The 23,466-nt window shown below is 70.5% G+C and carries 23 protein-coding genes; 17 read left to right on the top strand and 6 right to left on the bottom strand.

The annotated features are described in order from the left end of the window. Nucleotides 1–88: 88 nt before the first annotated feature. From ACIBW9_RS31460 to ACIBW9_RS31440, 5 genes are all read left to right on the top strand, one after another. Nucleotides 89–1,087: an ABC transporter permease gene (locus ACIBW9_RS31460; RefSeq protein WP_398960409.1), complete on the top strand. Its 999-nt coding sequence runs from the start codon at nt 89–91 to the stop codon at nt 1,085–1,087. Next, nucleotides 1,084–2,181 (top strand): ABC transporter ATP-binding protein, encoded by a 1,098-nt coding sequence (locus ACIBW9_RS31455; protein ID WP_398960408.1) that lies wholly within the window; start codon nt 1,084–1,086, stop codon nt 2,179–2,181. The genes ACIBW9_RS31460 and ACIBW9_RS31455 overlap by 4 nt, the downstream gene beginning before the upstream one ends. 11 nt (nt 2,182–2,192) lie before the next feature. Then, the gene (locus tag ACIBW9_RS31450; protein WP_398960407.1) at nt 2,193–3,449 is read left to right on the top strand and encodes an ABC transporter ATP-binding protein; all 1,257 of its coding nucleotides are present in this window, start codon (nt 2,193–2,195) and stop codon (nt 3,447–3,449) included. A 188-nt stretch (nt 3,450–3,637) separates the two neighbouring features. Continuing rightward, on the top strand, nt 3,638–5,029 hold the full coding sequence (locus ACIBW9_RS31445) for a M1 family metallopeptidase (RefSeq protein ID WP_398960406.1): 1,392 nt from the start codon (nt 3,638–3,640) through the stop codon (nt 5,027–5,029). 32 nt (nt 5,030–5,061) lie between these two features. After that, nucleotides 5,062–5,718, top strand: a complete 657-nt coding sequence (locus ACIBW9_RS31440; RefSeq protein WP_398960405.1) for a trimeric intracellular cation channel family protein — start codon at nt 5,062–5,064, stop codon at nt 5,716–5,718. On the opposite strand, the gene ACIBW9_RS31435 is transcribed toward ACIBW9_RS31440, so the two are convergent. Beyond that, nucleotides 5,627–6,850 carry an alpha/beta hydrolase gene (locus tag ACIBW9_RS31435; RefSeq protein WP_398960404.1) on the bottom strand — a complete coding sequence of 408 codons (1,224 nt, stop codon included), beginning with the start codon at nt 6,848–6,850 and terminating at the stop codon, nt 5,627–5,629. The genes ACIBW9_RS31440 and ACIBW9_RS31435 overlap by 92 nt on opposite strands. A gap of 164 nt (nt 6,851–7,014) precedes the next feature. Here ACIBW9_RS31435 and ACIBW9_RS31430 point away from each other — a divergent pair, with 164 nt between their 5' ends. Further along, the gene (locus tag ACIBW9_RS31430; protein ID WP_398960403.1) at nt 7,015–7,875 is read left to right on the top strand and encodes a thioesterase family protein; all 861 of its coding nucleotides are present in this window, start codon (nt 7,015–7,017) and stop codon (nt 7,873–7,875) included. A gap of 199 nt (nt 7,876–8,074) precedes the next feature. Here the strand turns inward: ACIBW9_RS31430 and ACIBW9_RS31425 are convergent, their stop codons facing one another. Continuing rightward, nucleotides 8,075–8,671 (bottom strand): TIGR03086 family metal-binding protein, encoded by a 597-nt coding sequence (locus tag ACIBW9_RS31425; protein WP_398960402.1) that lies wholly within the window; start codon nt 8,669–8,671, stop codon nt 8,075–8,077. A gap of 102 nt (nt 8,672–8,773) precedes the next feature. Here ACIBW9_RS31425 and ACIBW9_RS31420 point away from each other — a divergent pair, with 102 nt between their 5' ends. Beyond that, nucleotides 8,774–9,751 (top strand): helix-turn-helix transcriptional regulator, encoded by a 978-nt coding sequence (locus tag ACIBW9_RS31420; protein ID WP_398960401.1) that lies wholly within the window; start codon nt 8,774–8,776, stop codon nt 9,749–9,751. Between the two features lie 151 nt (nt 9,752–9,902). Further along, nucleotides 9,903–10,286: a hypothetical protein gene (locus tag ACIBW9_RS31415; RefSeq protein ID WP_398960400.1), complete on the top strand. Its 384-nt coding sequence runs from the start codon at nt 9,903–9,905 to the stop codon at nt 10,284–10,286. 71 nt (nt 10,287–10,357) lie between these two features. On the opposite strand, the gene ACIBW9_RS31410 is transcribed toward ACIBW9_RS31415, so the two are convergent. After that, the gene (locus ACIBW9_RS31410; RefSeq protein WP_398960399.1) at nt 10,358–10,984 is read right to left on the bottom strand and encodes a TetR family transcriptional regulator; all 627 of its coding nucleotides are present in this window, start codon (nt 10,982–10,984) and stop codon (nt 10,358–10,360) included. Nucleotides 10,985–11,130: 146 nt separating this feature from the next. On the opposite strand from ACIBW9_RS31410, the gene ACIBW9_RS31405 reads away from it, so the two are divergent. From ACIBW9_RS31405 to ACIBW9_RS31395, 3 genes are all read left to right on the top strand, one after another. Continuing rightward, nucleotides 11,131–11,292: a hypothetical protein gene (locus ACIBW9_RS31405; RefSeq protein ID WP_181922309.1), complete on the top strand. Its 162-nt coding sequence runs from the start codon at nt 11,131–11,133 to the stop codon at nt 11,290–11,292. Between the two features lie 58 nt (nt 11,293–11,350). Further along, nucleotides 11,351–11,635, top strand: coding sequence for a DUF4190 domain-containing protein (locus tag ACIBW9_RS31400; protein WP_398960398.1), 285 nt, complete (start codon nt 11,351–11,353; stop codon nt 11,633–11,635). A 117-nt stretch (nt 11,636–11,752) separates the two neighbouring features. Continuing rightward, nucleotides 11,753–12,916: a cysteine desulfurase family protein gene (locus ACIBW9_RS31395; protein WP_398960397.1), complete on the top strand. Its 1,164-nt coding sequence runs from the start codon at nt 11,753–11,755 to the stop codon at nt 12,914–12,916. 25 nt (nt 12,917–12,941) lie between these two features. Here ACIBW9_RS31395 and ACIBW9_RS31390 read toward each other — a convergent pair whose 3' ends face one another. Then, a complete protein-coding gene (locus ACIBW9_RS31390; protein ID WP_398960396.1) occupies nt 12,942–13,601 on the bottom strand; it encodes an N-acetylmuramoyl-L-alanine amidase in 660 nt (219 codons plus the stop codon). 60 nt (nt 13,602–13,661) lie between these two features. On the opposite strand from ACIBW9_RS31390, the gene mnmA reads away from it, so the two are divergent. Beyond that, on the top strand, nt 13,662–14,798 hold the full coding sequence (gene mnmA / locus ACIBW9_RS31385) for a tRNA 2-thiouridine(34) synthase MnmA (RefSeq protein ID WP_398960395.1): 1,137 nt from the start codon (nt 13,662–13,664) through the stop codon (nt 14,796–14,798). A 150-nt stretch (nt 14,799–14,948) separates the two neighbouring features. Here mnmA and ACIBW9_RS31380 read toward each other — a convergent pair whose 3' ends face one another. Further along, nucleotides 14,949–15,722, bottom strand: a complete 774-nt coding sequence (locus tag ACIBW9_RS31380) for an alpha/beta fold hydrolase (RefSeq protein WP_398960394.1) — start codon at nt 15,720–15,722, stop codon at nt 14,949–14,951. Nucleotides 15,723–15,793: 71 nt separating this feature from the next. Beyond that, nucleotides 15,794–16,117 carry a DUF427 domain-containing protein gene (locus tag ACIBW9_RS31375; RefSeq protein WP_398960393.1) on the bottom strand — a complete coding sequence of 108 codons (324 nt, stop codon included), beginning with the start codon at nt 16,115–16,117 and terminating at the stop codon, nt 15,794–15,796. Nucleotides 16,118–16,167: 50 nt separating this feature from the next. Here ACIBW9_RS31375 and ACIBW9_RS31370 point away from each other — a divergent pair, with 50 nt between their 5' ends. From ACIBW9_RS31370 to ACIBW9_RS31350, 5 genes are all read left to right on the top strand, one after another. Continuing rightward, nucleotides 16,168–16,707, top strand: a complete 540-nt coding sequence (locus ACIBW9_RS31370) for a TIGR00730 family Rossman fold protein (RefSeq protein WP_398960392.1) — start codon at nt 16,168–16,170, stop codon at nt 16,705–16,707. A 40-nt stretch (nt 16,708–16,747) separates the two neighbouring features. Further along, nucleotides 16,748–17,446 carry an SDR family oxidoreductase gene (locus ACIBW9_RS31365; protein ID WP_398960391.1) on the top strand — a complete coding sequence of 233 codons (699 nt, stop codon included), beginning with the start codon at nt 16,748–16,750 and terminating at the stop codon, nt 17,444–17,446. Nucleotides 17,447–17,665: 219 nt separating this feature from the next. After that, nucleotides 17,666–18,667 (top strand): methionine synthase, encoded by a 1,002-nt coding sequence (locus ACIBW9_RS31360; protein WP_398960390.1) that lies wholly within the window; start codon nt 17,666–17,668, stop codon nt 18,665–18,667. A gap of 15 nt (nt 18,668–18,682) precedes the next feature. Further along, a complete protein-coding gene (gene ligA, locus ACIBW9_RS31355; RefSeq protein WP_398960389.1) occupies nt 18,683–20,875 on the top strand; it encodes an NAD-dependent DNA ligase LigA in 2,193 nt (730 codons plus the stop codon). Between the two features lie 259 nt (nt 20,876–21,134). After that, entirely contained in the window at nt 21,135–23,381 is a 2,247-nt protein-coding gene (locus tag ACIBW9_RS31350; protein ID WP_398960388.1) for a putative bifunctional diguanylate cyclase/phosphodiesterase, read from the top strand. Nucleotides 23,382–23,466 lie beyond the last annotated feature (85 nt).

The following is a 23,466-nucleotide window of genomic DNA, read 5'->3' as shown; positions in this document are numbered from 1 at the left end:
ACGAAAGGCAGGTGAAGGCCGGCGCGGCGGGACCGCGGGCCACCGGACGACCTCCGGCGGCCCGCGGCCCCGCGGCGGGCCGTTAGCTGTGCTCGCTTATCTCATCAGGCGGCTGTTCGCCGCCGCAGTGATGCTGGTGGTCACCATCCTGGTGGTCTTCAGCATCTTCTTCCTCGTCCCCAAGTGGGCGGGCGTGGACATCGCCACGAGCTTCGTGGGCAAGCAGGCCGACCCCGCGGCGGTGGAGGCGGTGCGGACGAAGCTGGGTCTGAGCGACCCGATCTTCGTTCAGGTCTGGCACTTCTTCAAGGGCATCTTCGTGGGCCGCACCTACGCGGCCGGCGGCGACATCACCCACTGCTCCGCGCCGTGCTTCGGCTACTCCTTCCGCAGCGAGCAGGCTGTCTGGCCGGTGCTGACCGACCGCTTCCCGGTGACCCTGGGTCTCGCGCTCGGTGCCGCCGTCCTGTGGCTGGTCTTCGGTGTCGCGGCCGGTGTGCTCTCCGCGCTCAAGCGGGGCAGCCTCTGGGACCGCGGTGCCATGGTCGTCGCCCTCAGCGGTGTGTCCCTGCCGATCTACTTCACCGGCCTGCTGGCCTCCGCCATCTTCGTCTTCGGACTGAAATGGATGGACGGCAAGTACGTGCCGCTCAGCCAGAGCGTGTCCGGCTACCTCGGCGGCATGATCCTGCCCTGGATCACCCTCGCGTTCCTCTATGCGGCGATGTACGCCCGGATCACCCGCGCCACCATGCTGGAGATCCTCGGCGAGGACTACATCCGCACGGCCCGTGCGAAGGGCCTCAAGGAGCAGGTCGTCATCGGCAAGCACGCCATGCGCTCCACGATGACGCCCATCCTGACCATGCTCGGCATGGACCTCGGCGCCCTCATCGGCGGCGCGATCCTGACCGAGACGACGTTCAGCCTGCCGGGCCTCGGCCAGGCGGTGCTGACCGCCATCAAGAACCAGGACCTGCCCATCATTCTGGGCGTCACCCTGATCACTTCTCTCGCGGTGCTGATCGCCAACCTCGTGGTCGACGTCCTGTACGCCGTGATCGACCCCCGAGTGAGGCTCGCATGACGGAACTGAGCAAGAGCGGAGCGGCCGTGGGCGAGCCCACGGGCACCTCGCCCGCCCCGACCTCCTTCCTGGAAGTGCGCGACCTGAAGGTGCACTTCCCCACCGACGACGGCCTGGTCAAGTCCGTCGACGGGCTCTCCTTCAAGCTGGAGAAGGGCAAGACCCTCGGCATCGTGGGCGAGTCGGGTTCCGGCAAGTCGGTGACCTCGCTCGGCATCATGGGTCTGCACACGGCCGGTCAGTACGGCAAGCGCAAGGCGCAGATCTCCGGTGAGATCTGGCTGGACGGCACCGAGCTGCTGACCGCCGACCCGGACGAGGTGCGCAAGCTGCGCGGCCGCCAGATGGCGATGATCTTCCAGGATCCGCTGTCCGCGCTGCACCCGTACTACACGATCGGGCAGCAGATCGTGGAGGCCTACCGCATCCACCACGACGTCGACAAGAAGACCGCGAAGAAGCGCGCGGTCGAGATGCTGGACCGGGTGGGCATCCCGCAGCCGGACAAGCGCGTCGACAGCTACCCGCACGAGTTCTCCGGTGGTATGCGCCAGCGCGCGATGATCGCGATGTCGCTGGTCAACAACCCCGAGCTGCTCATCGCGGACGAGCCGACGACCGCCCTGGACGTGACCGTCCAGGCGCAGATCCTCGACCTGATCCGGGATCTGCAGAAGGAGTTCGGCTCCGCGGTCATCATCATCACCCACGACCTGGGCGTCGTCGCCGAGCTCGCCGACGACATCCTGGTGATGTACGGCGGCCGCTGCGTCGAGCGGGGTCCGGCGGAGAAGGTGTTCTACGAGCCCCGCCACCCCTACACCTGGGGCCTGCTCGGCTCGATGCCGCGCCTGGACCGGGAGCAGCAGGAGCGCCTGATCCCGGTGAAGGGCTCCCCGCCCTCCCTGATCAACGTCCCGTCCGGCTGCGCCTTCAACCCGCGCTGCCCGTACGCGGACATCCCGAAGGACAACGTCACCCGCACGGTCCGCCCCGAGCTGACCGAGGTCGGCAGCCAGCACTGGGCCGCCTGCCACATGACGCAGGAGCAGCGGGAGCGTATCTGGACCGAAGAGATTGCGCCGAAGCTGTGAGCGAGGACAAAGTGACCACTCCCGCGAAGAGCGACGGTGCCACCCTCACCAAGGACGCCGCCCCCGGCGAGACCCTGCTGAAGGTGACCGGGCTCCAGAAGCACTTCCCGATCAAGAAGGGCCTGCTCCAGCGGCAGGTCGGCGCCGTGCACGCGGTCGACGGCATCGACTTCGAGGTCAAGGCCGGCGAGACCCTCGGTGTCGTGGGCGAGTCCGGCTGCGGCAAGTCGACGATGGGCCGGCTGATCACCCGGCTGCTCGAACCGACCGGCGGCAAGGTCGAGTTCGAGGGCAAGGACATCACGCACCTCGGGGTGAGCGGCATGCGTCCGCTGCGCCGCGATGTGCAGATGATCTTCCAGGACCCGTACTCCTCGCTGAACCCGCGCCACACCATCGGCACGATCGTCGGCGCTCCCTTCCGGCTGCAGGGCGTCGAGCCCGAGGGCGGCATCAAGAAGGAAGTGCAGCGGCTGCTGTCGGTGGTCGGCCTCAACCCCGAGCACTACAACCGCTATCCGCACGAGTTCTCCGGCGGTCAGCGCCAGCGCATCGGCATCGCCCGTGCGCTCGCCCTGAACCCGAAGCTGGTCGTGGCGGACGAGCCGGTGTCCGCGCTGGACGTGTCGATCCAGGCGCAGGTCGTCAACCTGCTGGACGACCTCCAGCAGGAGCTGGGCCTGACGTACGTGATCATCGCGCACGACCTCTCCGTCGTCCGGCACGTCTCGGACCGGATCGCGGTGATGTACCTCGGCAAGATCGTGGAGCTGGCCGACCGGGAGTCGCTGTACAAGGCGCCGATGCACCCGTACACCAAGGCGCTGATGTCGGCGGTGCCGATCCCGGACCCGCGGCGCAAGAACGCCAAGAGCGAGCGCATCCTGCTCAAGGGCGACGTGCCCTCGCCGATCTCCCCGCCGAGCGGCTGCCGCTTCCACACCCGGTGCTGGAAGGCGACGCAGATCTGCAAGACGACCGAGCCGAAGCTCGTCGAGCTCAAGCCCGGCCAGCAGGTCGCCTGCCACCACCCGGAGAACTTCGAGGACCAGGCCCCGCAGGACACCGTCCTGCTGACGGTCGCCAAGGAGGCGGCCGAGCTGGTCGCGGACGAGGTGCTCGCGGAGTCGGCGGAGACGTCGGCGGCGGTGGCGGCTGAGGTCGCCGAGATCGAGGCCGAGGCCGAGGCCGAATCGGCAGTGGCGGAGCCCGCGGCGGCGGAGCCCGCCGCGGAGTCCGGAAACCCGGAAACCACCGGCGAGAAGTAGACCGAGATCCGTCAGGGCGAACTGCCCCGGCAGTCCGAACGGACTGCCGGGGCAGTTCGTGTGCGGACAGGAGTCAACCTCCGGTTAGCGCATGACGACTTGGTAAAGTCATGTACATGTCGGTGCAGGGGCCTGCAGAGTCGGGCGTATCCGTCTGATCGGACTACGCACCGAAGGGGCTCCCACTCATGGCACTCTCCCGTTCGGCACGCTTAGGGGCTGTCGCGACCGCGGCGGCCTCCTTCCTTGTCATCGCCGCTTCCTCCGCCCCCACTCCGGGCGCTCCCGGCATCGGCGACACCTACTTCCCCGACCTCGGCAACGGCGGCTTCGACGCCCGCCACTACGACCTCGACGTGGCGTACAACCCCGACACCGACCGCCTCGACGGCCGTACGACGCTCACCGCCCGCGCCACCCAGACCCTCTCCTCCTTCGATCTGGACCTGCAGAAGCTGGAGGTCACCGGGGTCGAAGTGAACGGCAGACGCGCCGAGTTCACTCGGGACGGCGACGAACTGCCCATCACGCCGAAGGGAGTGCTCCCCAAGGGGCACACCTTCAAGGTCACCGTCACCTACGGCGGCGTCCCTCAACCCCTCAACGGCCCCATCGTCTTCGGCTCCGACTACGGCTGGATGAAGACACCCGACGGCGTCTTCGTCGCCTGCGAACCCAACGCCGCCTCCACCTGGTTCCCGTCCAGCGACCACCCCGACGACAAGGCCACGTACGACATCCGTATCAAGGCGCCCCAGGGCCTGACCGGCGTCTCCAACGGCCGTCTCGTCTCCACGTACGACAAGGACGGCTCGACGTACACCCACTGGCGCGAGTCGAAGCCCATGGCGACCTACCTGGCGACCGCCACCATCGGGAAGTTCGACGTGAAGACCGGCACCACGCCTTCCGGGATCCCGATCTACGTCGCCATCGACCCGGTGCTCGCGAACAGCAACACCGTCGACGTGTACGCCGTCACCGCGGCGGCCACCGACTACTGGTCGCAGGTCTTCGGGCCGTACCCCTTCGAGGAGACCGGCGCGATCGTCGACGACATGCCCCAGGCCGGGTTCTCGCTGGAGGTGCAGAGCAAGCCGGCGTACTCGGCCGTGCGCAACGAGACGACGATCGTGCACGAACTCGCCCACCAGTGGTTCGGCGACTCGGTCTCGGTCGAGCGCTGGAAGGACATCTGGCTCAACGAGGGCTTCGCCACCTACGCCCAGTGGCTGTGGGCCGAGCACCAGGGCACCCGCAGCGCCCACGACTCCTACCTGGCCGCATACAACTCGCGGGCCGCCGACAACCCGTTCTGGCAGATCACCGTCGCCGACCCGCAGCGCGACACCATGTTCGCCTCCGCGGTCTACCAGCGCGGCGCGATGGCCCTCCAGGCGCTGCGTGAACGCATCGGCGACAAGGCGTTCTTCAAGCTGCTGCCGACCTGGACGAGGATCCACCGCTACGGCAACGCGAACACCGGGCAGTTCATCGCGCTCGCCGAGAAGATCTCCGGGCAGAACCTCGACGACCTGTTCCAGAAGTGGATCTACACCACCGGCAAACCGGCCCTGTGAGGACCGTGAGAGCCCCCGAGTAAGAATGTGGGGTGCTCCAGCAACTGTTCAGCCCCTCCGTCCAGCACACGCTCGACCTCGTCGGCATCTTCGTGTTCGCCATCTCCGGCGCGCTGCTGGCCGTCCGCAAGAACTTCGACGTCTTCGGCATCGCCGTGCTCGCCGAGGTCACCGCGCTGGGCGGAGGGCTGTTCCGGGACCTGATCATCGGGGCGGTGCCCCCGGCCGCCTTCACGGACCTGGGCTACTTCATCACCCCGCTCCTCGCCGCCCTCATGGTCGTCTTCCTGCACCCGCACGTCGAGCGCATCCAGGTCGCCGTCAACGTCTTCGACGCGGCCGGCCTCGGTCTGTTCTGCGTGGCCGGAACGATCAAGGCGTACGAGTACGGTCTCGGCCTCACCCAGTCCGCGACCCTCGGTCTCGCCACCGCCGTCGGGGGCGGTGTGCTCAGGGACGTCCTCGCCAACGAGGTGCCGTCACTGCTGCGCTGGGACCGCGATCTGTACGCGGTCCCAGCGATGGTCGGCTCCACCATGGCCGTCCTGTGCCTCCGCTACGACGCCCTGACCCCCTTCACCAGCGGACTGGCGGTCGTCACCGCCTTCGTGTTGCGCCTGCTTGCGATGAAGTACCACTGGCGAGCGCCGCGTGCGTGGAACCGCCGGTCGACCGTGCGGGAGGAGTAGTGTTCCGCGCCCGACCGTGGTGCTGGCCCATCTCCACGGAGAGCCAGCGGAACGACGGGACGACCTGCGGACGCCACAGCGCCATGGTGTGGCCGCCCGCGCTCTTCGGGATGAAGACGACATGCACGGTCGTCGGCGCCTTCGCGATCTGTTCGAGGCCGACACCGGCCTCGTAGCCGTCGTGCGGCTGGCCTGAAATGTACAGCGCGATCCGGGGCGGGGTGGGCGCCTTCTTCAGCAGCAGGAAGGGGTTGTTCTCGGCCCGGACCGTCGGGTTCTGCGCGGCGAGCGAGTTGCGTTCGCCGATCGGGTCGTTGTAGCCGGACATGCTGATCGCGGCCATGTAGCGGTTCGGGTGCGCGACGGCCAGCTTGACCGCGCAGTGCGCCCCGGCCGAGTACCCGGCGACCGCCCAGCCCTTGGGGCCCGGCTGGGCGCGGAAGTTGTCCGTGACCATCTTCGGTACGTCGATGCTGAGCCAGCTGTCGGCGTTGACCTGGCCCGGAATGTTCGCGCAGCCCGTGTCCACACCGGCCAGCAGGTTGGTGCGCGGGGCGACCAGGATGAACGGCGCGACCTGTCCGCTGCGCATGAGCGGGGCCAGCTGCTGGGTCACCTTCATCGACCCGAACCACGCCTTCGCCGAACCAGGGTAGCCGGGGAGCAGCTCGACCACGGGGAAGTTGTGGTTGCGGTAGGCGGGCTCGTCGTACTGCGGCGGCAGCCACACATAGACCTCGGCGTTCACGCCGGAGACACGGCCCTTGAGCTCGGTCTGGCGCACACCGCGCATGCCCGGGCCGGTGGCCGGGGTGAACTCCTGCTTCACCTTGGGCAACCGTTTCAGCGCTATTCCGCCGGTGCCGTCGGCACCGAGGTCGGCCGCCTGCTGCACATGGTTGCCCGTGCCGAGCAGGTCGGCCCAGTTGTCGTAGAGGTTGTTCGCGTTGTTGATGAAGACGAATACCAGCGCGACCGCCGTCCCCTGGGCGAACAGCAGCATCAGCACCCGGGCCGCCATGCGCACGGCCTTTGGCCCGCGCATCCGCGTCCACAGGACGAGCGGCAGTATCAGGGCGATCGCGAACAGCACGATCAGCGTGTAGAGGAACGGAGTCCCGGTGAGGCTCATGTCCCCATAGAGGGGGAGAGGCGCCGCGGGGTTGAGGACGAGTGCGGACACTTACCAAGAAATTGCCGGAACCTCACCCGGGAGGACGGCGGCCGAAGGAATGTGTCATGAGCCCGTAACATGGAAAGCTACCGCTTAGTAATTTCTCGTTGTACGGTTCAGACATGCCAGAAGCAGCTTCCGCGCAGGCCACCAGGGCCGCCATCGGTGACAGCGAGTTCGACCGGGACACCGCGCTCGTCCAGCGCGCCCCTGGCGTGTACGACATCGACCTCTCCGCCGGCTGGACCATCATCAACGCCGTCAACGGCGGCTATCTGCTGGCCGTCCTGGGCCGCGCCCTCGCGGACGCCCTGCCGCACGCCGACCCGTTCACGATCTCGGCGCACTATCTGACGGCGTCCCAACCGGGCCCGGCGGTCGTCCGCACCGACGTCGTCCGCACCGGCCGCACCCTGTCCACCGGCCAGGCCTCGCTCTTCCAGTACGACGAGCAGGGCCGCGAGGTGGAACGCATCCGTGTCCTCGCCTCCTACGGCGACCTGGACGCACTGCCGGACGACGTGCGGACGACGGCCGCCCCGCCGGAGTTGCCACCCATGGACGAGTGCTTCGGCCCCCAGGACGGGCCGGCCCCCGTCACCGGCAGCTCCGCGATCGCCGACCGCCTGATGATCAAGCTCGACCCCGCCACCCTCGGCTGGGCGGTCGGCGCACCGTCCGGCAAGGGCGAGATGCGCGCCTGGTTCGGCCTGGCGGACGGCCGGGACGCCGACCCGCTCTCCCTCCTCCTGGCGGTGGACGCACTCCCGCCCACCGCCTTCGAACTCGGCCTGAAGGGCTGGGTGCCCACGGTGGAACTCACGGTCCACGTCCGCGCCCGCCCGGCCCCCGGCCCCCTCCGCGTCTCGATCACCACCCGCAACCTGGCCGGCGGCTTCCTGGAGGAGGACGCGGAGGTCTGGGACACCAACGACCGCCTGGTGGCCCAGTCCCGCCAACTGGCCCGCGTGAGGCTCGGCTGAGCGGGGCGCTCCGCGGGTGCGGTCGCTCCTCAAACGCCGGAGGGGCTGATGTTTCGCCGGGCGGGCCTTGGTCTTTCAGCCCGTCCGGCGTTTGAGGACGAGGCCGTTCAGGCCGAACGGGGGTCTGGGGGCGGAGCCCCGGGGACGGGAAGGGAAGGGGCGGCGGGGGCGAGATCGAAAAGCGGACGGTAGTAGGCGGTCAGGCTCGGTTGAGCGGAGACCGGCCGAGCCAGGCGGCCAACTGGCGGTAGGCGTCGGCTCCTTCAGGGGCCGACAGGACGTCGGCGAAGGGAGTCTGCTCGTCGCGCTGCGGATCGGGCAGCACGCGGCGCGCGGTGGCGAGGGCGAACTCGGCCAGCTCCGGGTCGAGTTCGACGGGGTGGCCCAGGGACTCGGAGAGGTCCCACGTGTGGGTGACCAGTTCCATCACGTAGCCCGACAGCGCCGCACGACCCGGCACCTCACCCCAGGGAACGCGCACCGGGGCCTCCATGCGCTCGTCGCCCGCCCAGGCCTTGAGCACCCGGGTACGGACCTCGTCGTACACGGCCGTCCAGTCCTCGTCGGCCACGCCGTCCACGAACGGGTGCACCGCGAGCCCGTCGCCGCCCTCGCCGACCACCGCGATGCGCAGGGTGCCGCCGACCATGTGGCTGAGCAGCGTGCGCACGTCGAACTCGGTACAGGGAGTCGGTCCGGCCAACTGCTCGGGACGTACCGTCTTGATGAGCGCCGCCGCCTGCTCGGTGGCGCGGGTGTACACGGGGCGGGGGTCGATGGCGTTCATGGCGTTCATGGGGACCTCTCTCTGAAGGGCTCGGGTCAGAGAGTCCCCGCATAACCTGACAGCTTCCGTCAACATTTGCCGGAGACCTTCGCGTGGCGCGATTCTGGTGCCGTGAAGTCCGACCGACTGCTCTCGATCCTGCTGCTCCTGCAGACCCGCGGCCGCGTCCCCGCGCATGAACTCGCCGACCGGCTGGAGGTGTCGGTACGGACCATCTACCGGGACATCGAGGCGCTGTCCGCTTCCGGTGTGCCGGTCTACGCCGAGCGCGGGCGGCACGGCGGCATCGAACTGCTCGCCGGGTTCCGTACGGACGTCACGGGCCTGACCGCCGACGAGTCCCGCGCCCTGTTCATCCTCGCCGCCCAGGGCGCACACGCCGCACTCGGCCTGGACGCGGCGCTCGGCTCGGCGCTGCGCAAGGTGATGGCCGCGCTGCCGGCGCCGTACCGCCCCGCCGCCGAGGTGACCTCCCGTCGCATCCTCGTCGACGCCACCCGCTGGAAGGGCGGTCCGCAGCCCGCCGTCGACCTGGACACCCTGCAGGACGCCGTCTTCGCCGACCGCCGGCTGCGGCTGCGCTACCGGCACAGCGGGGCGCAGGAGGCGCGGACGTACACCGTCGACCCGTACGGGCTCGTGTCGAAGGCGGGCATCTGGTACCTCGTCGCCGACCGGCGCGCGAAACCGCAGCTCTTCCGCGCCGACCGGGTGCGGTCCGCCACCGTCCTCGAGGACGGGGTGAAGCGGCGGCCGGGTGTCGAACTCGCCGATGTCTGGGAGGTGTTGCGCCGCCAGGTCGAGGAGCGTCCCGGCGGGCTCGACGTCACCGTGCGCGTCCGGCGCGACCGCCTCGACATGTTCCTGCGCCTGCACGCCGCGCAGCTCGCCGAACTCCCCGAGGACGACGGCGAGGGCGAGTGGGTGACCGCGCGGCTCTCGTACGGCGCCGTGGGCCAGGCGCGCCAGCTGCTGCAGTTCGCCGACCGCGTGGAGGTCCTCTCGCCGCCCGAGGTACGCGCCGAGCTGGCCGCCGCGGCCGCCTCTGTCACGGACCTGTACCAGCGAGTAGACGAGAGCGGTTGGTGAAGCCGCAGGTCAGCGCGGTCTCCTGAGATCCGCTTTACCTGACTCACAGGCCGGGGACAGACCGCCCCCAAGGAAGCCCTAAGCGCCGTTGATTGAGTTCCCGCACTCGAGGACCCCTCATCTGCCCTCATCTTCCTTGGAGTTGTTTCTCATGAAGCGTGTGCGTCTCGTCCCCGCAGTGGCCCTGCTGGCGCTCTCGCCTCTGGTCCTGGCGGCCTGCGGCTCGGGCGACTCGTCGTCGTCCTCGGACAGCGGCAGCTCCGGCCGGCAGCAGGCCTGTCAGGCACCGACCGGCAACGCCTCCGGGCGCCCGAGCGGCGCCCCCTCGGGTGCCCCCACCGGCAACGCCACCGCCAGGCCCTCCGGCACTCCCTCGGGCATGCCGAGCGGTGCGCCCACCGCCGGTGCGGCGGCGGGTGGCGGTCAGGGCGGCCCCGGCGGAGGCGGCCAGGGCGGCGGCTGCGGCGGTCAGGGTGGCCCCGGCGGCGGTGCCGCACCCGGCGGTGCCCCCACCGCGCAGGCCACCAAGAACTGACCTCGGACGCCGTACGGCAAAGGGGCGGCACTCCCGGTGAACGGGGTGCCGCCCCTTCGGGCTGCCCGGGCTCAGTCCCGCCAGTGGTGCCGCCCGATGCTGATCAGCCGCATCTGACGGGTCGCCACCTGCGCCACGCGCTCCCGGTCCTCCTCGGTGCCCTCCAGGGCCTCCAGGAACAGCGAGGCGGTGATCAGCATCTGGTCCACGTACAGATGGGCCAGCATGAGCAGGTCGTCGTCGCTCCAGCCCTCGGACTCCGGGTCCTTGGCGAGCTCGCCCTTCACCTCCTCGGCGAACCGGGCCAGTTGGTCCCGGATGGCGTCCCGCACCGGCTGGACGCCGCCATGCCGCTCGCGGGCGATGAAACGGACATGGGCGGGGTACCCGTCCACATGGCCGGCGATCAACTCGATGGCGCGCGCTATGCGTTCCTCACTGGAGTCGGCCGCGGACACCGTCGTCCGGATCATCGGGTGCAGGCTGCCCAGCGCCTCCTCGACCAGGGCCACGCCGAGATCCGCAATGGAGCGGAAGTGGCGGTAGAAGGCGGTCGGGGCGACGCCCACGGCGCGCGTGACCTCGCGCAGGCCCAGGCTGCTCAGGCTCTGCTCCTCCAGCAGACCGAGCGCCGCGTCCAGGAGCGCCTGACGGGTCTTCTGCTTCTGGGCCTGCCGGATACCGAGGGTGTGACTCATGTCATCCAGTTAACAACTGTTCTCCGGATTTGGAAAGCCGTCCGGCGCGCTAGACTCTGTAGTCAGTGAACAAGTGTTACTACAACCGTTCACCGAAACTTAACCAGAGGCGCCCTCACGGGGCGCACGGAGGGGGATCGAATCCCATGCTGTTCCTCGTCGCCGCACTCATGCTGCTCGGCGTCGTCCTGGGCACCGTGGCCCACGCGCCGCTGACCGTCACCGCTCTCGTGGCCGTCGGCATCGCCGTCTGGCTCGGCATCTTCGCCGCCCGCGAGCGCCACAGCCGCCGCACCTCGGCCAACTGACCGCCGAGCCGGCCGCCCGACCCGACGTCCGACTTTCTGCCTCCTGGAGCTGAGCACGATGCAACTCACCGCCCCGGCCACGAGCCGCACCGACACCACCGCCCGCAAGCCCGCCCGCGACGCCGACGGCATGGCCGTCGCGTCCTTCATCCTCGGCCTTCTCGGCCTCCTCGTGCTGAACGTCTTCCTCGGCCCCGTCGCCATCGTCCTGGCCGCCGTCGCCCTCTGGCGCGGCACCGCCCGGCGTGGCCGCGCCTACCTGGGTATGGCCCTCGGTGTGGCCGACCTGGTGGTCCTGGTGATCGCCATGCAGATGTCCAACACCGTTTCGTGGAGCCTGTGAGCCCGGGGAACACCATGACGAACGGCCGACCTCCCCGAGGACGACGGGGCCCGGTCGCCGAACCGCCCGGTCCGGACGTACGGCCGGCGACGGGGGCGCCGTAGAATCGGCCCCACCATGGCTTACCTCGACCACGCCGCGACCACCCCGATGCTCCCCGAGGCAGTCGAGGCGATGACCGCCCAGCTGAGCGTCACGGGCAACGCCTCCTCCCTCCATGCCTCCGGCCGGCAGGCCCGTCGTACCGTCGAGGAGGCCCGCGAGACCCTTGCGGAGGCGCTCGGCGCCCGCCCCAGCGAGGTCGTTCTCACCTCCGGCGGCACCGAGGCCGACAACCTCGCCGTGAAGGGCCTGTACTGGTCCCGCCGCGACGCCGACCCCGCCCGCACCCGCGTCCTCGCCAGCCCCGTGGAGCACCACGCCGTGCTCGACGCCGTGCACTGGCTCGGCGAACACGAGGGCGCCACCGTCGAGTACCTCCCGGTCGACCCGTACGGACGGGTGCACCCCGAGGCGTTGCGCGAGGCGATCGCCCGCAACCCCGACGACGTGGCCCTGGCCACCGTGATGTGGGCGAACAACGAGATCGGCACGGTCATGCCGGTCCGTGAACTGGCCGATGTGGCACGGGAGTCCGGCATCCCGCTGCACGCCGACGCTGTCCAGGCCTTCGGGCAGGTCCCGGTCGACTTCGCCGCCTCGGGACTCGCCGCGATGACGGTCTCCGGGCACAAGATCGGCGGCCCGTACGGCATCGGCGCGCTGGTCCTCGGCCGCGAGTACACCCCCGTACCGGTCCTGCACGGCGGCGGCCAGGAGCGCCATGTCCGCTCCGGCACCCTCGACGTCCCCGCCGTCGCCTCCTTCGCGGTGGCCGGACGGCTCGCCGCCGAGCAACGCGAGTGGTTCGCGCGAGAGATCGGCGCCCTGCGCGACAGCCTGGTCGAGGCCGTCCGTACGGCGGTCCCGGACGCGATCCTGGGCGGCGACCCGGTGGACCGCCTCCCGGCCAACGCCCACTTCACCTTCCCGGGCTGCGAGGGCGACTCCTTGCTGCTGCTCCTCGACGCGCAGGGCATCGAGTGCTCCACCGGCTCCGCCTGCACCGCGGGCGTCGCCCAGCCCAGCCATGTCCTGCTGGCCACCGGAACCGACCCCGACCTGGCCCGCGGCACCCTGCGCTTCTCCCTCGGCCACACCTCCACCGAGGCCGACGTCGAGGCCCTGGCGAAGGCGATCGGCCCGGCGGTCGAGCGAGCTCGAGCCGCCGGACTCACCTGAGAAGCGCCGCCGGCTTCGTCGTCTTCTACGACTTCGCTGTCCTCACCGACCGCACCAGCCCCATGTACCGGTCCCAGTCCCAGTACCGCCCCGGATCGGTGTGGTCCGTCCCCGGCACCTCCACATGCCCGATGATGTGCTCCCGGTCGACGGGTATGCCGTACCGCCTGCAGATCCCCGCGGTCAGCCGTGCCGAGGACGCGTACATCGCGTCCGTGAAGGACGATCTGTCCTCCACGAAGCCCTCGTGCTCGATGCCGACACCGCGTTCGTTGTACTCGCGGTTGCCCGCCTGGAACGCCACGTCCAGCTCGCGGATCATCTGGGTGACGTGTCCGTCCTTGCGGACTATGTAGTGGGCCGCGGCCTTGTAGTCCGGGTCCTGGAAGGCCTTGACCGCGCTCGCGAAGTCGCCCTGGGTGACATGGATGATCACCCGGTCTATCGCGTAGTCGTCCGGCCGGTCGGCCCGCCGGTAGTTCGCCGGGGAGGCCGCCACCCACTGCGCACCCCGGAAGTCGACCGCGCCCGGGGTGCGAGGCTTCTCCACCCCCGGCAGCCGCCACCACAGGTGCGACAGCTCCCCGCGCGCCAGCACCGCCGTGCCGACCGCGGCCGCCGCCCCGCCCACCAGCAGCGCGCGGCGGCCGATCCGCCGGTCCGAGTCACTCCTGCTCGCCCCCATGTGATCACCAACGGATACTCGTGGGCTCCGGTTCCCGCGCCCCCGTACTCTTGAAGGGCTATGACTGACACCTCGCAGCGCCCCCGCCCCCTTCGCGTACTCGCCGCCATGTCCGGCGGAGTGGACTCCGCCGTCGCCGCCGCCCGCGCCGCGGAGGCCGGCCACGACGTGACCGGCGTCCACCTCGCGCTCTCCGCGAACCCGCAGTCCTTCCGCACGGGCGCGCGTGGCTGTTGCACCATCGAGGACTCGCGGGACGCCCGCCGCGCCGCCGACGTCATCGGCATCCCGTTCTACGTCTGGGACCTCGCCGACCGCTTCCGCGAGGACGTGGTCGAGGACTTCGTCGCCGAGTACGAGGCCGGCCGCACCCCGAACCCCTGTCTGCGCTGCAACGAGAAGATCAAGTTCGCCGCCCTGCTCGACAAGGCCCTCGCGCTCGGCTTCGACGCCGTCTGCACCGGCCACTACGCCCAGGTGATCGTGAACGAGGACGGCACCCGCGAGCTGCACCGCGCCTCCGACATGGCCAAGGACCAGTCGTACGTCCTCGGCGTCCTGGACGAGAGGCAGCTGGCGCACGCCCTCTTCCCGCTCGGTGACACGGTGACGACCAAGGACGAGATCCGTGCCGAGGCCGAGCGCCGCGGTCTCGCGGTCGCGAAGAAGCCCGACTCGCACGACATCTGCTTCATCGCCGACGGCGACACCCAGGGCTTCCTGGCGAACCGGCTCGGCAAGGCCGAGGGCGACATCGTCGACGAGTCCGGCGCCAAGCTGGGCACCCACGAGGGCGCGTACGGCTTCACCATCGGCCAGCGCAAGGGTCTGCGCATCGGCACCCCCGCACCCGACGGCAAGCCGCGCTACGTCCTGGACATCTCGCCGGTGAACAACACGGTGACGGTCGGCCCGGCCGACGCCCTGGACGTGACCGCCCTGACCGCGATCAAGCCCCGCTGGTGCGGTACCGCACCGTCCGGCCCCGGCAGCTACACCGCCCAACTGCGCGCCCACGGCGGCGAGACCGAGGTCACCGCCGAACTGGTCGACGGCACCCTGGAGGTCTCCTTCGCGGAGCCCGTCCGCGGGGTCGCCCCCGGCCAGGCGATCGTGCTGTACGACGGCACGCGCGTGGTGGGCTCGGCGACGATCGCGACGACCACGCGCGCGAGGACGACGACTTCGGTCGGCTGACCGTCTCCAGTGACGAGCGCGTCGCGGACGGTCGTGCTCTCCCCTGGAGTGAGAGCAGCACCACCGCACCGCCCCCTGCTCACCGGATGGATGAGCAGGGGCATCGGACCGGCGCGCCGGGTGCGGAACTCGGCGTGGGCGCGCGCCCGTCTAGAAGAACTCCGCCAGCACCGGCGCGAGGACGTTCGGGTCCACCATGTGGGTCTGTCCCTCCAGGACCCGGTACGTCCCCTGGGGTGCGGTTTCGGCCACGGCCCGGGCGGCCTCGCGCATCCAGGCGGGGCTTGCGCTGCCCGCAAGGGACAGCACGGGCACATCGATCCCGGCCAGCCGGTCCCGCGGCACCAGACCGTCTCCCATCACGGCGTTGTCGTACGCCAGGCTCGGCGCGATCGCCTCCATGCCGGACCACATGGGGGAGTTGCGGGCGCTCTGGATCATCTCCTCGGCCAGCCCGGTGAGCCTGAGGAACAGCTCGACCGCGTCCCCGCGCCGGCCCTGCCCGAGCGCCTCCTCGAGCCGCTCGGTGTACTCGGCGCGCTCCTTCGCGCCGCCCTCGTACACCGCGAACGGCACCTCGTACACGGCGACCCGGCGGACCGGCAGCCCGCTCGCGGCCGCCTCCAGGACCAGCGCGCCGCCCGAAGAGATGCCGTACAGCGAGGCCTCGCCGCCCACCGCGTCGATGAGCGCGGCGAGATCCTCCACCTCGCGGGCCACCGCGTACGGCTGGGTGTCGCCGCTCTCGCCGCGGCCCCGGCGGTCGTAGGAGACGACGCTGAAACGACCGGCGAGCGGCCCGGTGAGGGGCGCCACGGTGGCGCCCGTCGACATCGCTCCGCTGACGAGGATGACCGCGGGCCCCTGACCGGTGCGTTGATAGGCGAGAGAGGTGCCGTCGTGCGAAATGGTCTTCTTGTCCATGCCTGTGGAGACTGCCCCAAGGCGGGGAAATAATCGCCCTTACGCGCTGAAGACCTCGTTCACGACCTTGTTCACGACACCTCGACTTCGTAGAAGCAGAGGTGGTCCTTGATCTGGGCGACCTCGGGCTTGGGCTCGGGATAGGACCACACCAGGTCCGCCGCGTCCGGCAGCGACCAGTAGCTCGCGGTGCCCTTGAACGGGCAGTAGGTGTGGGTGTCCGACGGGGTCAGCAGCTCCAGCCGTACGTCCTCGGCGGGGAGGTAGTACCGCGGCGGACAGCCCGTCTCCCTGAGGACGAGGGCCCGTTCGCTCTCCGCCAGGATCTGCTCGCCGTGCACCACGCGCACGTGCCGGTCACTTTGCTCGATGGTGATCGTGTGTCCTTCGGCCATACCGGAGAAGCATTCGCCAAGGCCCCTTTCTTCCCGCGTACGGTGAGGGCATGCGTATCTGCGTCTTCCTCTCCGCCGCCGACCTCGACGACCGTTACACGCGCCCCGCGCGCGAGTTCGCGAAACTGCTGGGCAAGGGCGGGCACACGCTGGTGTGGGGCGGTTCGGACGTCGGCCTGATGAAGGTGGTCGCCGACGGAGTGCAGGAGGCCGGAGGACGGCTGTGCGGGGTCTCCGTGGACTTCCTGGCGGCCAAGGCGCGGCAGGGTGCGGACGAGATGGTGATCGCCCGTGACCTCGCCGAGCGGAAGAAGCTGCTCCTGGAGAAGGCCGACGCGGTGGTCGTCATGGTCGGCGGGACGGGAACCCTGGACGAGGCCACCGAGATCCTGGAGCTGAAGAAGCACGGCCACACCGACAAGCCGGTCGTCCTGCTCAACACCGCGGGCTTCTACGACGGCCTCAAGGAGCAGTTCCGGCGCATGGAGGACGAGGGGTTCCTGCCCCGGCCCCTCACCGACCTGGTGTTCTTCGCGGAGGAGCCGGTGGGTGCGCTGGCCTACCTGGAGGAGAGCCAGGGCATCGAGTGAGGCGGGGCGGGGCGCTGCGCGGATGCCTGCGGGTGCGAGCATGGCGGGCATGGCTACCCATGTGATCACCGGAGCGGGCTCCGGCATCGGCGCGGCCGTCGCCCGCCGCCTCCACGCGCGCGGGGACGAACTCGTCCTGCACGCGCGCGACGCGGGCCGCGCGAAGGAACTCGCGGCGGAGTTTCCCGGTGCGAGGACGCTGGTCGGCGACCTGGCCGACCCGGACAAGCTGTCCTGGGCCTTCTCGCACCAGACGCTGCCGGACCGGGTGGACTCCCTGCTCCACATCGCGGGTGTGGTCGACCTCGGGCCGGTCGGCGAGCTGACGCCCAAGACCTGGCGCCACCAGCTCAACGTCAACCTGATCGCCCCGGCCGAGCTGACCCGCCACTTCCTGCCCCAACTCCGCGCCGCCCGCGGCCATGTGGTGTTCGTCAACTCCGGAGCGGGCCTGAACGCCCATGCCGACTGGTCCGCGTACGCGGCCTCGAAGCACGGTCTGAAGGCACTGGCGGACTCGTTGCGGCACGAGGAGCACGGCAACGGCGTCCGGGTCACGTCGGTCTATCCCGGCCGCACGGCCAGCCCCATGCAGGCCAAGGTCCATCAGCAGGAGGGCAAGGAGTACGACGCGTCGAAGTGGATCGACCCGGAGTCGGTCGCGACGACGATCCTGCTGGCGGTGGATCTGCCGCGGGACGCGGAAATCAACGACCTGACGGTCCGCCCGGGCCGCTGACGGACGGTTTTCGCCCCCGCCGCCCCTTCCCGTTCCCGTCCCCTGGGGGCTGCCGCCCCCAGACCCCTGCTTCGGCCTGAACGGCCGCGTCCTCAAACGCCGGACGGACTGAGGTGGCTGCGCCGAATCCAGCCCCTCCGGCGTTTGAGGAGCGGGGGTCCGGGGGCCGGCCCCCGGGACGGGTAGGGGCGGCGGGGGCGAAAAACATAGGCTTCATGTGTGAACGCAGACCTTTCCTTCGGCCCAGCCACCGGCATCGGATCCATGCCCGGCGGCGACGCCCGTGAGGCGGCGAAAACCGTCACCGGGACCTTCGAGGACTTCCCCCACCTGCCCGAACTGCCCGCCCGCGGCCCCGGCGCCGACATGATCGGCAGAACCGCGGGAATGCTCGTCGAGCTGTACGCCCGCGTGGAACCCAGCGGCTGGCGCATCGGCGACCGCCCGGGCCGGGACACCAAGCGGGCCAGGTCATGGCTCGGCGAGGACCTCGACGCGATCGAGGAGTTCACGCAGGGGTACGAGGGCCCGCTCAAGGTGCAGGCGGTCGGCCCCTGGACCCTCGCCGCCGCCCTGGAGCTGAAGAACGGCGAGGCGGCCCTCTCCGACCCCGGCGCCTGCCGCGACCTCGCCGCCTCCCTCACCGAGGGCCTTCGCCTGCACCTCGCCGAGCTGCACCGCCGCATCCCCGGCGCCCACCTCGTCCTCCAGCTCGACGAACCCTCCCTCACGGCCGTTCTGCGCGGCCGGGTGAAGACCGCCAGCGGCTACCGCACCCACCGCGCCGTCGACCGCCAGCTCGTCGAGGCCTCCCTCCGCGACGTCGTCGGGGTTCACAGCGACGGCCCCACCGTGGTCCACTCCTGCGCACCGGACGTCCCGTTCGCCCTCCTGCGCAGGGCAGGCGCGGCGGCGGTCTCCTTCGACTTCTCGCTCCTCACCGAGCGTGACGACGACACGATCGGAGAGGCGGTGGAAGCGGGTACCCGGCTCTTCGCAGGTGTCGTACCGGGCACGGACGGCCCATTGTCAGACCCTGCCGGTAGCGTCATGGGTGTCAGGACGCTGTGGCGCAGGCTGGGGCTGCAACCGGGTCTTCTCGCGGAGGCGGTCACGCTCACGCCGTCGTGCGGACTCGCGGGGGCCTCCCCGGACTACGCACGCAGGGCACTCGCCCACTGCGTCCGGGCGGCGAGATCCCTCGCGGACAACCCAGAGTAACGGGAGGACAACACGGTGGCCGGCGACAAGCAAGCGGAGACGACGGTGCCCGCCGAGGCGCGGGAGAAGCACGCGAAGCTCGCTGAGCAGATCGAGGAGCACCGCTTCCGGTACTACGTGAAGGACGCTCCGGTCATCAGCGACGCGGAGTTCGACAAGCTCCTGCGCTCGCTGGAGGCGCTGGAGGAGGAGTACTCCGAGCTGCGCACGCCGGACTCGCCGACCCAGAAGGTCGCGGGGGCCTACGAGACGGAGTTCACTTCCGTCGAGCACCGCTCCCGCATGCTCTCCCTGGACAACGCCTTCAGCGACGAGGAGCTGGCCGCCTGGGCCGAGCGCGTCGCCAGGGACGTCGGCGGGCCCGGCTACCACCTCCTGTGCGAGCTCAAGGTCGACGGCCTCGCCGTCAACCTCACCTACGAGCGGGGCCGTCTCACGCGCGCCGCGACCCGCGGCGACGGCCGCACCGGCGAGGACATCACCCCCAATGTCCGTACGATCGCGGAGATTCCGGACAGGCTGGCCGGTGACCGCGTCCCCGACCTCGTGGAGATCCGCGGCGAGGTCTACTTCCCGATGGAGAAGTTCGAGGAGCTCAACGCCCGCCTGGTCGAGGCCGGAGACAAGCCCTTCGCCAACCCGCGCAACGCGGCGGCCGGTTCACTGCGCCAGAAGGACCCCCGCGTCACCGCCACCCGCCCGCTCCACATGGTCGTCCACGGCATCGGCGCCCTGGAGGGCTTCGAGGGCCTCACCCGCCTCTCCCAGGCCTACGACCTCCTGAAGACCTGGGGCCTGCCCACCTCCCGGCACAACAAGGTGGTCGACGGCCTCGACGGCGTACGGGAATTCATCGCGCACTACGGCGAGCACCGCCACTCCGTGGAGCACGAGATCGACGGAGTGGTCGTCAAGCTGGACGAGATCCCGCTCCAGGGGCGGCTCGGCTCCACCTCCCGCGCCCCGCGCTGGGCGATCGCGTACAAGTACGCGCCGGAGGAGGTCAACACCAAGCTCATCAACATCCGCGTGGGCGTGGGCCGCACGGGCCGGGTCACTCCGTACGCCCAGGTCGAACCGGTCACGGTGGCCGGCTCCGAGGTCGAGTTCGCCACCCTGCACAACCAGGACGTCGTCAAGGCCAAGGGCGTCCTCATCGGCGACACCGTGGTGCTGCGCAAGGCCGGTGACGTCATTCCGGAGATCCTCGGCCCGGTCGTCGACCTGCGCGACGGCAGCGAGCGCGAGTTCGTGATGCCGGCCGAGTGCCCCGAGTGCGGTACGGCGCTTCGGCCGATGAAGGAGGGCGACGTCGATCTGCGCTGCCCCAACGCCCGCACCTGCCCGGCCCAGTTGCGCGAGCGGCTGTTCTATCTGGCGGGCCGCAAGGCGCTGGACATCGAGCACTTCGGCTATGTCGCCGCGGCCGCCCTCACCAAGCCGCTGGAGCCCGAGGACCCGCCCCTGGTGGACGAGGGTGACCTGTTCGACCTCACGATCGAGCAGCTGCTGCCCATCAAGGCGTACGTCCTCGACCAGGACAGCGGGCTGCCCAAGCGCGACCCGAGGACCGGCGAGGAGAAGGTCGTCACGGTCTTCGCCAACCAGCAGGGCGAGCCGAAGAAGAACGCGGTTGCCATGCTGGAGAACATCGCCGCGGCCAAGGAGCGCCCGCTCGCGCGCATCCTCACGGGCCTGTCGATCCGTCACGTCGGCCCGGTCGCCGCCGAGGCGCTGGCCCGCGAGTTCCGGTCGGTCGAGCGCATCGAGCAGGCCACCGAGGAGGAACTGGCGAACACCGACGGCGTGGGCGGAATCATCGCCGCCTCCCTCAAGGAATGGTTCGCCGAGGAGTGGCACCAGGAGATCCTCCGCAAGTGGCGTGCCGCGGGCGTGCGCATGGAGGAGGAGAGCTCGGGGGAGGACGAGGGCCCGCGCCCGCTCGAAGGGCTGACCGTAGTGGTCACCGGCACTCTCGAGCACTTCACCCGCGACGGGGCGAAGGAGGCACTGCAGAGCCGCGGAGCGAAAGTAACCGGTTCCGTTTCGAAGAAGACATCCTTCGTGGTCGTAGGTGACAATCCCGGGTCGAAATATGACAAGGCAATGCAGGTCAAAGTGCCCGTCCTGAACGAGGAGGGCTTCAACGTCCTGCTGGAACAGGGACCGGACGCGGCGGCCGAAGTTGCGCTTCCCACAGCGGAATAGCGATTGAAGGCCACCCGATCGGCGCATACCAGATGCATACGGGTGGCCGGGGTGCATTCGGGCAACCGTCTACGACCGCTGCCCGTGGAAGCCTTCTGCGGCCTACTGTTGAGGTGTGCACCTGCCGTGCCCAGCTGCGGTTGGGGCATCCCCTTGCTCTTGACGGGCAAGGGGAAGGGTTTTCCAACGCGGTGCCGTTGATGGATGTCGGGCAACGGGCCGTGTGGCGTGGGCACCGCCGGCTGTGAGAGGGACGGGAATGGAACCGACCGAGAGCGCCGCCCCTGACTCACGGCTGCGCCTGCGCCGGGTCACCGGCGCATGGCGGGCGAGCCGGTGGGCCGGGCGGCCTTCGGAGCGTCCGGGTGTGGAGGGGCGCGCCACCGGACAGTACACCGTGACGGACGGGCGCGCCCCGCACCTCACCGCCGACCACCCTCCCGGACTGGCGGATCCCGAACACGAACGGCACATGTCCTGGCCCGCACTGCCCGCCGCGGTCGTCGCGGCGGCGGCCTTCGTCCTCGGCGCCGGCTTCTACCGCGGCTTCACCGGGACCCACGCGCTCTTCCCGGCCGGCACCGTCGGCTGGTCCTTCGCCGTGCTGACCGGCATCATCGTCGGCCACCTGGTCATGCTCGGCCGCTCCCGCTGGTGGGGCGGCACCGGCTCGGGCGCCGCCCTCACCCTCGCCGTCCTGCTGCTCTACGGCTGGGTGCCCGCCGGAATGGTCAGCCTCACCGTGGTGGTGCTGGTCGGCATAGCCCGGCGCAACCGCTGGCGCCAGGGCGTGCTGCACGGCTCGGTGGACATCCTCGGCATCGGAGCCGGAGCCCTGGTGCTGGGCGCCTTCGGGCGCGTGCCGTCCGTGGAGAAACCCTGGAACCCCGACACCTGGACCGTCAGCACCGCGCCCGAGGTGATGCTGGTCGCCGTCGCCTACCTCCTGGTCACCCGCACCCTCCTGTGGTACCTGCACGCCCCGCGCCACGGCGGACTGCCCACCGTCGCCCGCACCGCCCTGGTCAGACAGGGCCTGGTCGCGGTCGCGCTGCTCGGCATCGCCCCGCTGGTCTGCGTGGTCGCCGTCGCCCAGCCGGTGCTGCTGCCGCTGTTCGCCATCCCGCTGATCGCCCTCGACTCCACCCTGTGGATAGCCCGGGCCCGGGCCGAGGAGCAGCTGCGCGACCCGCTGACCGGGCTGCCCAACCGGCAGTGGCTCCTCGAGCGCATCTGGACCGCGCTGGACGACGCCGAACGCATCGGCGCCCGCGCCGCCCTGATGCTGATCGACCTGGACCGCTTCCGCTCGGTCAACGACACCCTGGGGCACCTCGCCGGTGACCGGCTGCTCCTGCAGATAGCCGACCGGCTGCGCCTCGCCCTGCCCCGCGGAGCGGAGGCCGCGCGGCTCGGCGGTGACGAGTTCGCCGTTTTACTCCCCGTCGCCGACTCCACGACCTCCGCGACCCGGGTCGCCCGGAGCCTGGTCGCCGCGCTCAGCTCCCCGCTCGACCTCGACGGGCTCACCCTCGTGCTGGAGGCCAGCGCGGGTGTCGCCGTCTTCCCGGACCACGCGCTCGATGCCGAGGGGCTGCTGCGCCGGGCGGACGTGGCGATGTACCAGGCGAAGCGGGACCGTACGGGCGTCGAGGTGTACGAGTCCAAGCGGGACTCCAACACACCGGACCGGCTGGGCCTGCTCGGCGATCTGCGCCGGGCGCTGGACGCGCACGAGGTGCAGCTCCACTACCAGCCCAAGGTCCGCTTCGACGGACAGGTCGCGGGCCTGGAAGCCCTGGTCCGATGGGTGCATCCCGAGCGCGGGAAGGTGCCGCCGGACGAGTTCATAGCGATCGCCGAGTCCTCGGGGCTGATGCCCCATCTCACGGAGTACGTCCTGGAGACGGCGCTGGCGCAGGTGGCCCGGTGGCGGGCCCAGGGCCTGCACGTGCCGGTCGCGGTCAACGTCTCACCGCGTGACGTCCACACCCCCGGCTTCGCGGGCTCCGTCGCCGCCCGGCTGGCCCGGCACGGAGTCCCGGCGGGAGCGCTCCAACTGGAGATAACGGAACACGTCCTGCTGGAGGATCCGCAGCGCGCCGCCGACACACTGGCTGGCCTCACCGGTCACGGCGTGAAGATGTCACTGGACGACTTCGGCACCGGCTACTCCTCCCTGGTGCACCTGCGGCGGCTGCCGGTGAGCGAGCTGAAGATCGACCGTTCCTTCGTGGCCCGCCTCGCCGTCGACGCGGAGGACGCGGAGATCGTCCGCTGCACGGTCGACCTCGCCCATTCCCTCGGCCTGCTGGTCGTCGCGGAGGGCGTCGAGGACGACGAGACCTGGGAGCGGCTGCGCGACCTCGGCTGCGACGCCGTACAGGGCTGGCTGGTCGCGGCCGCGATGCCGGCGGAGGAGACGACGGCATGGCTGCGGGCGCGGGGCTCGCGGGGCTGGCAGCGACCGCGCGCGGCCCTGCCGGCCGCGGCCACCGACGAGTAGTTCCCCACCGGCCCACCCGTGCGGGTCGGTGGGAAGCGGGGGCCGAGGCCTGGGACGGGCGCCGTTGACCCCCGACGGCCCCTTG

It is taken from the genome of Streptomyces sp. NPDC049541 (genome assembly GCF_044465725.1).
In the GTDB taxonomy this organism is placed as follows: domain Bacteria; phylum Actinomycetota; class Actinomycetes; order Streptomycetales; family Streptomycetaceae; genus Streptomyces.
The sequence above is the reverse complement of the archived record's forward strand: the minus strand, read 5'-3'. Positions and strand labels throughout refer to the sequence as shown.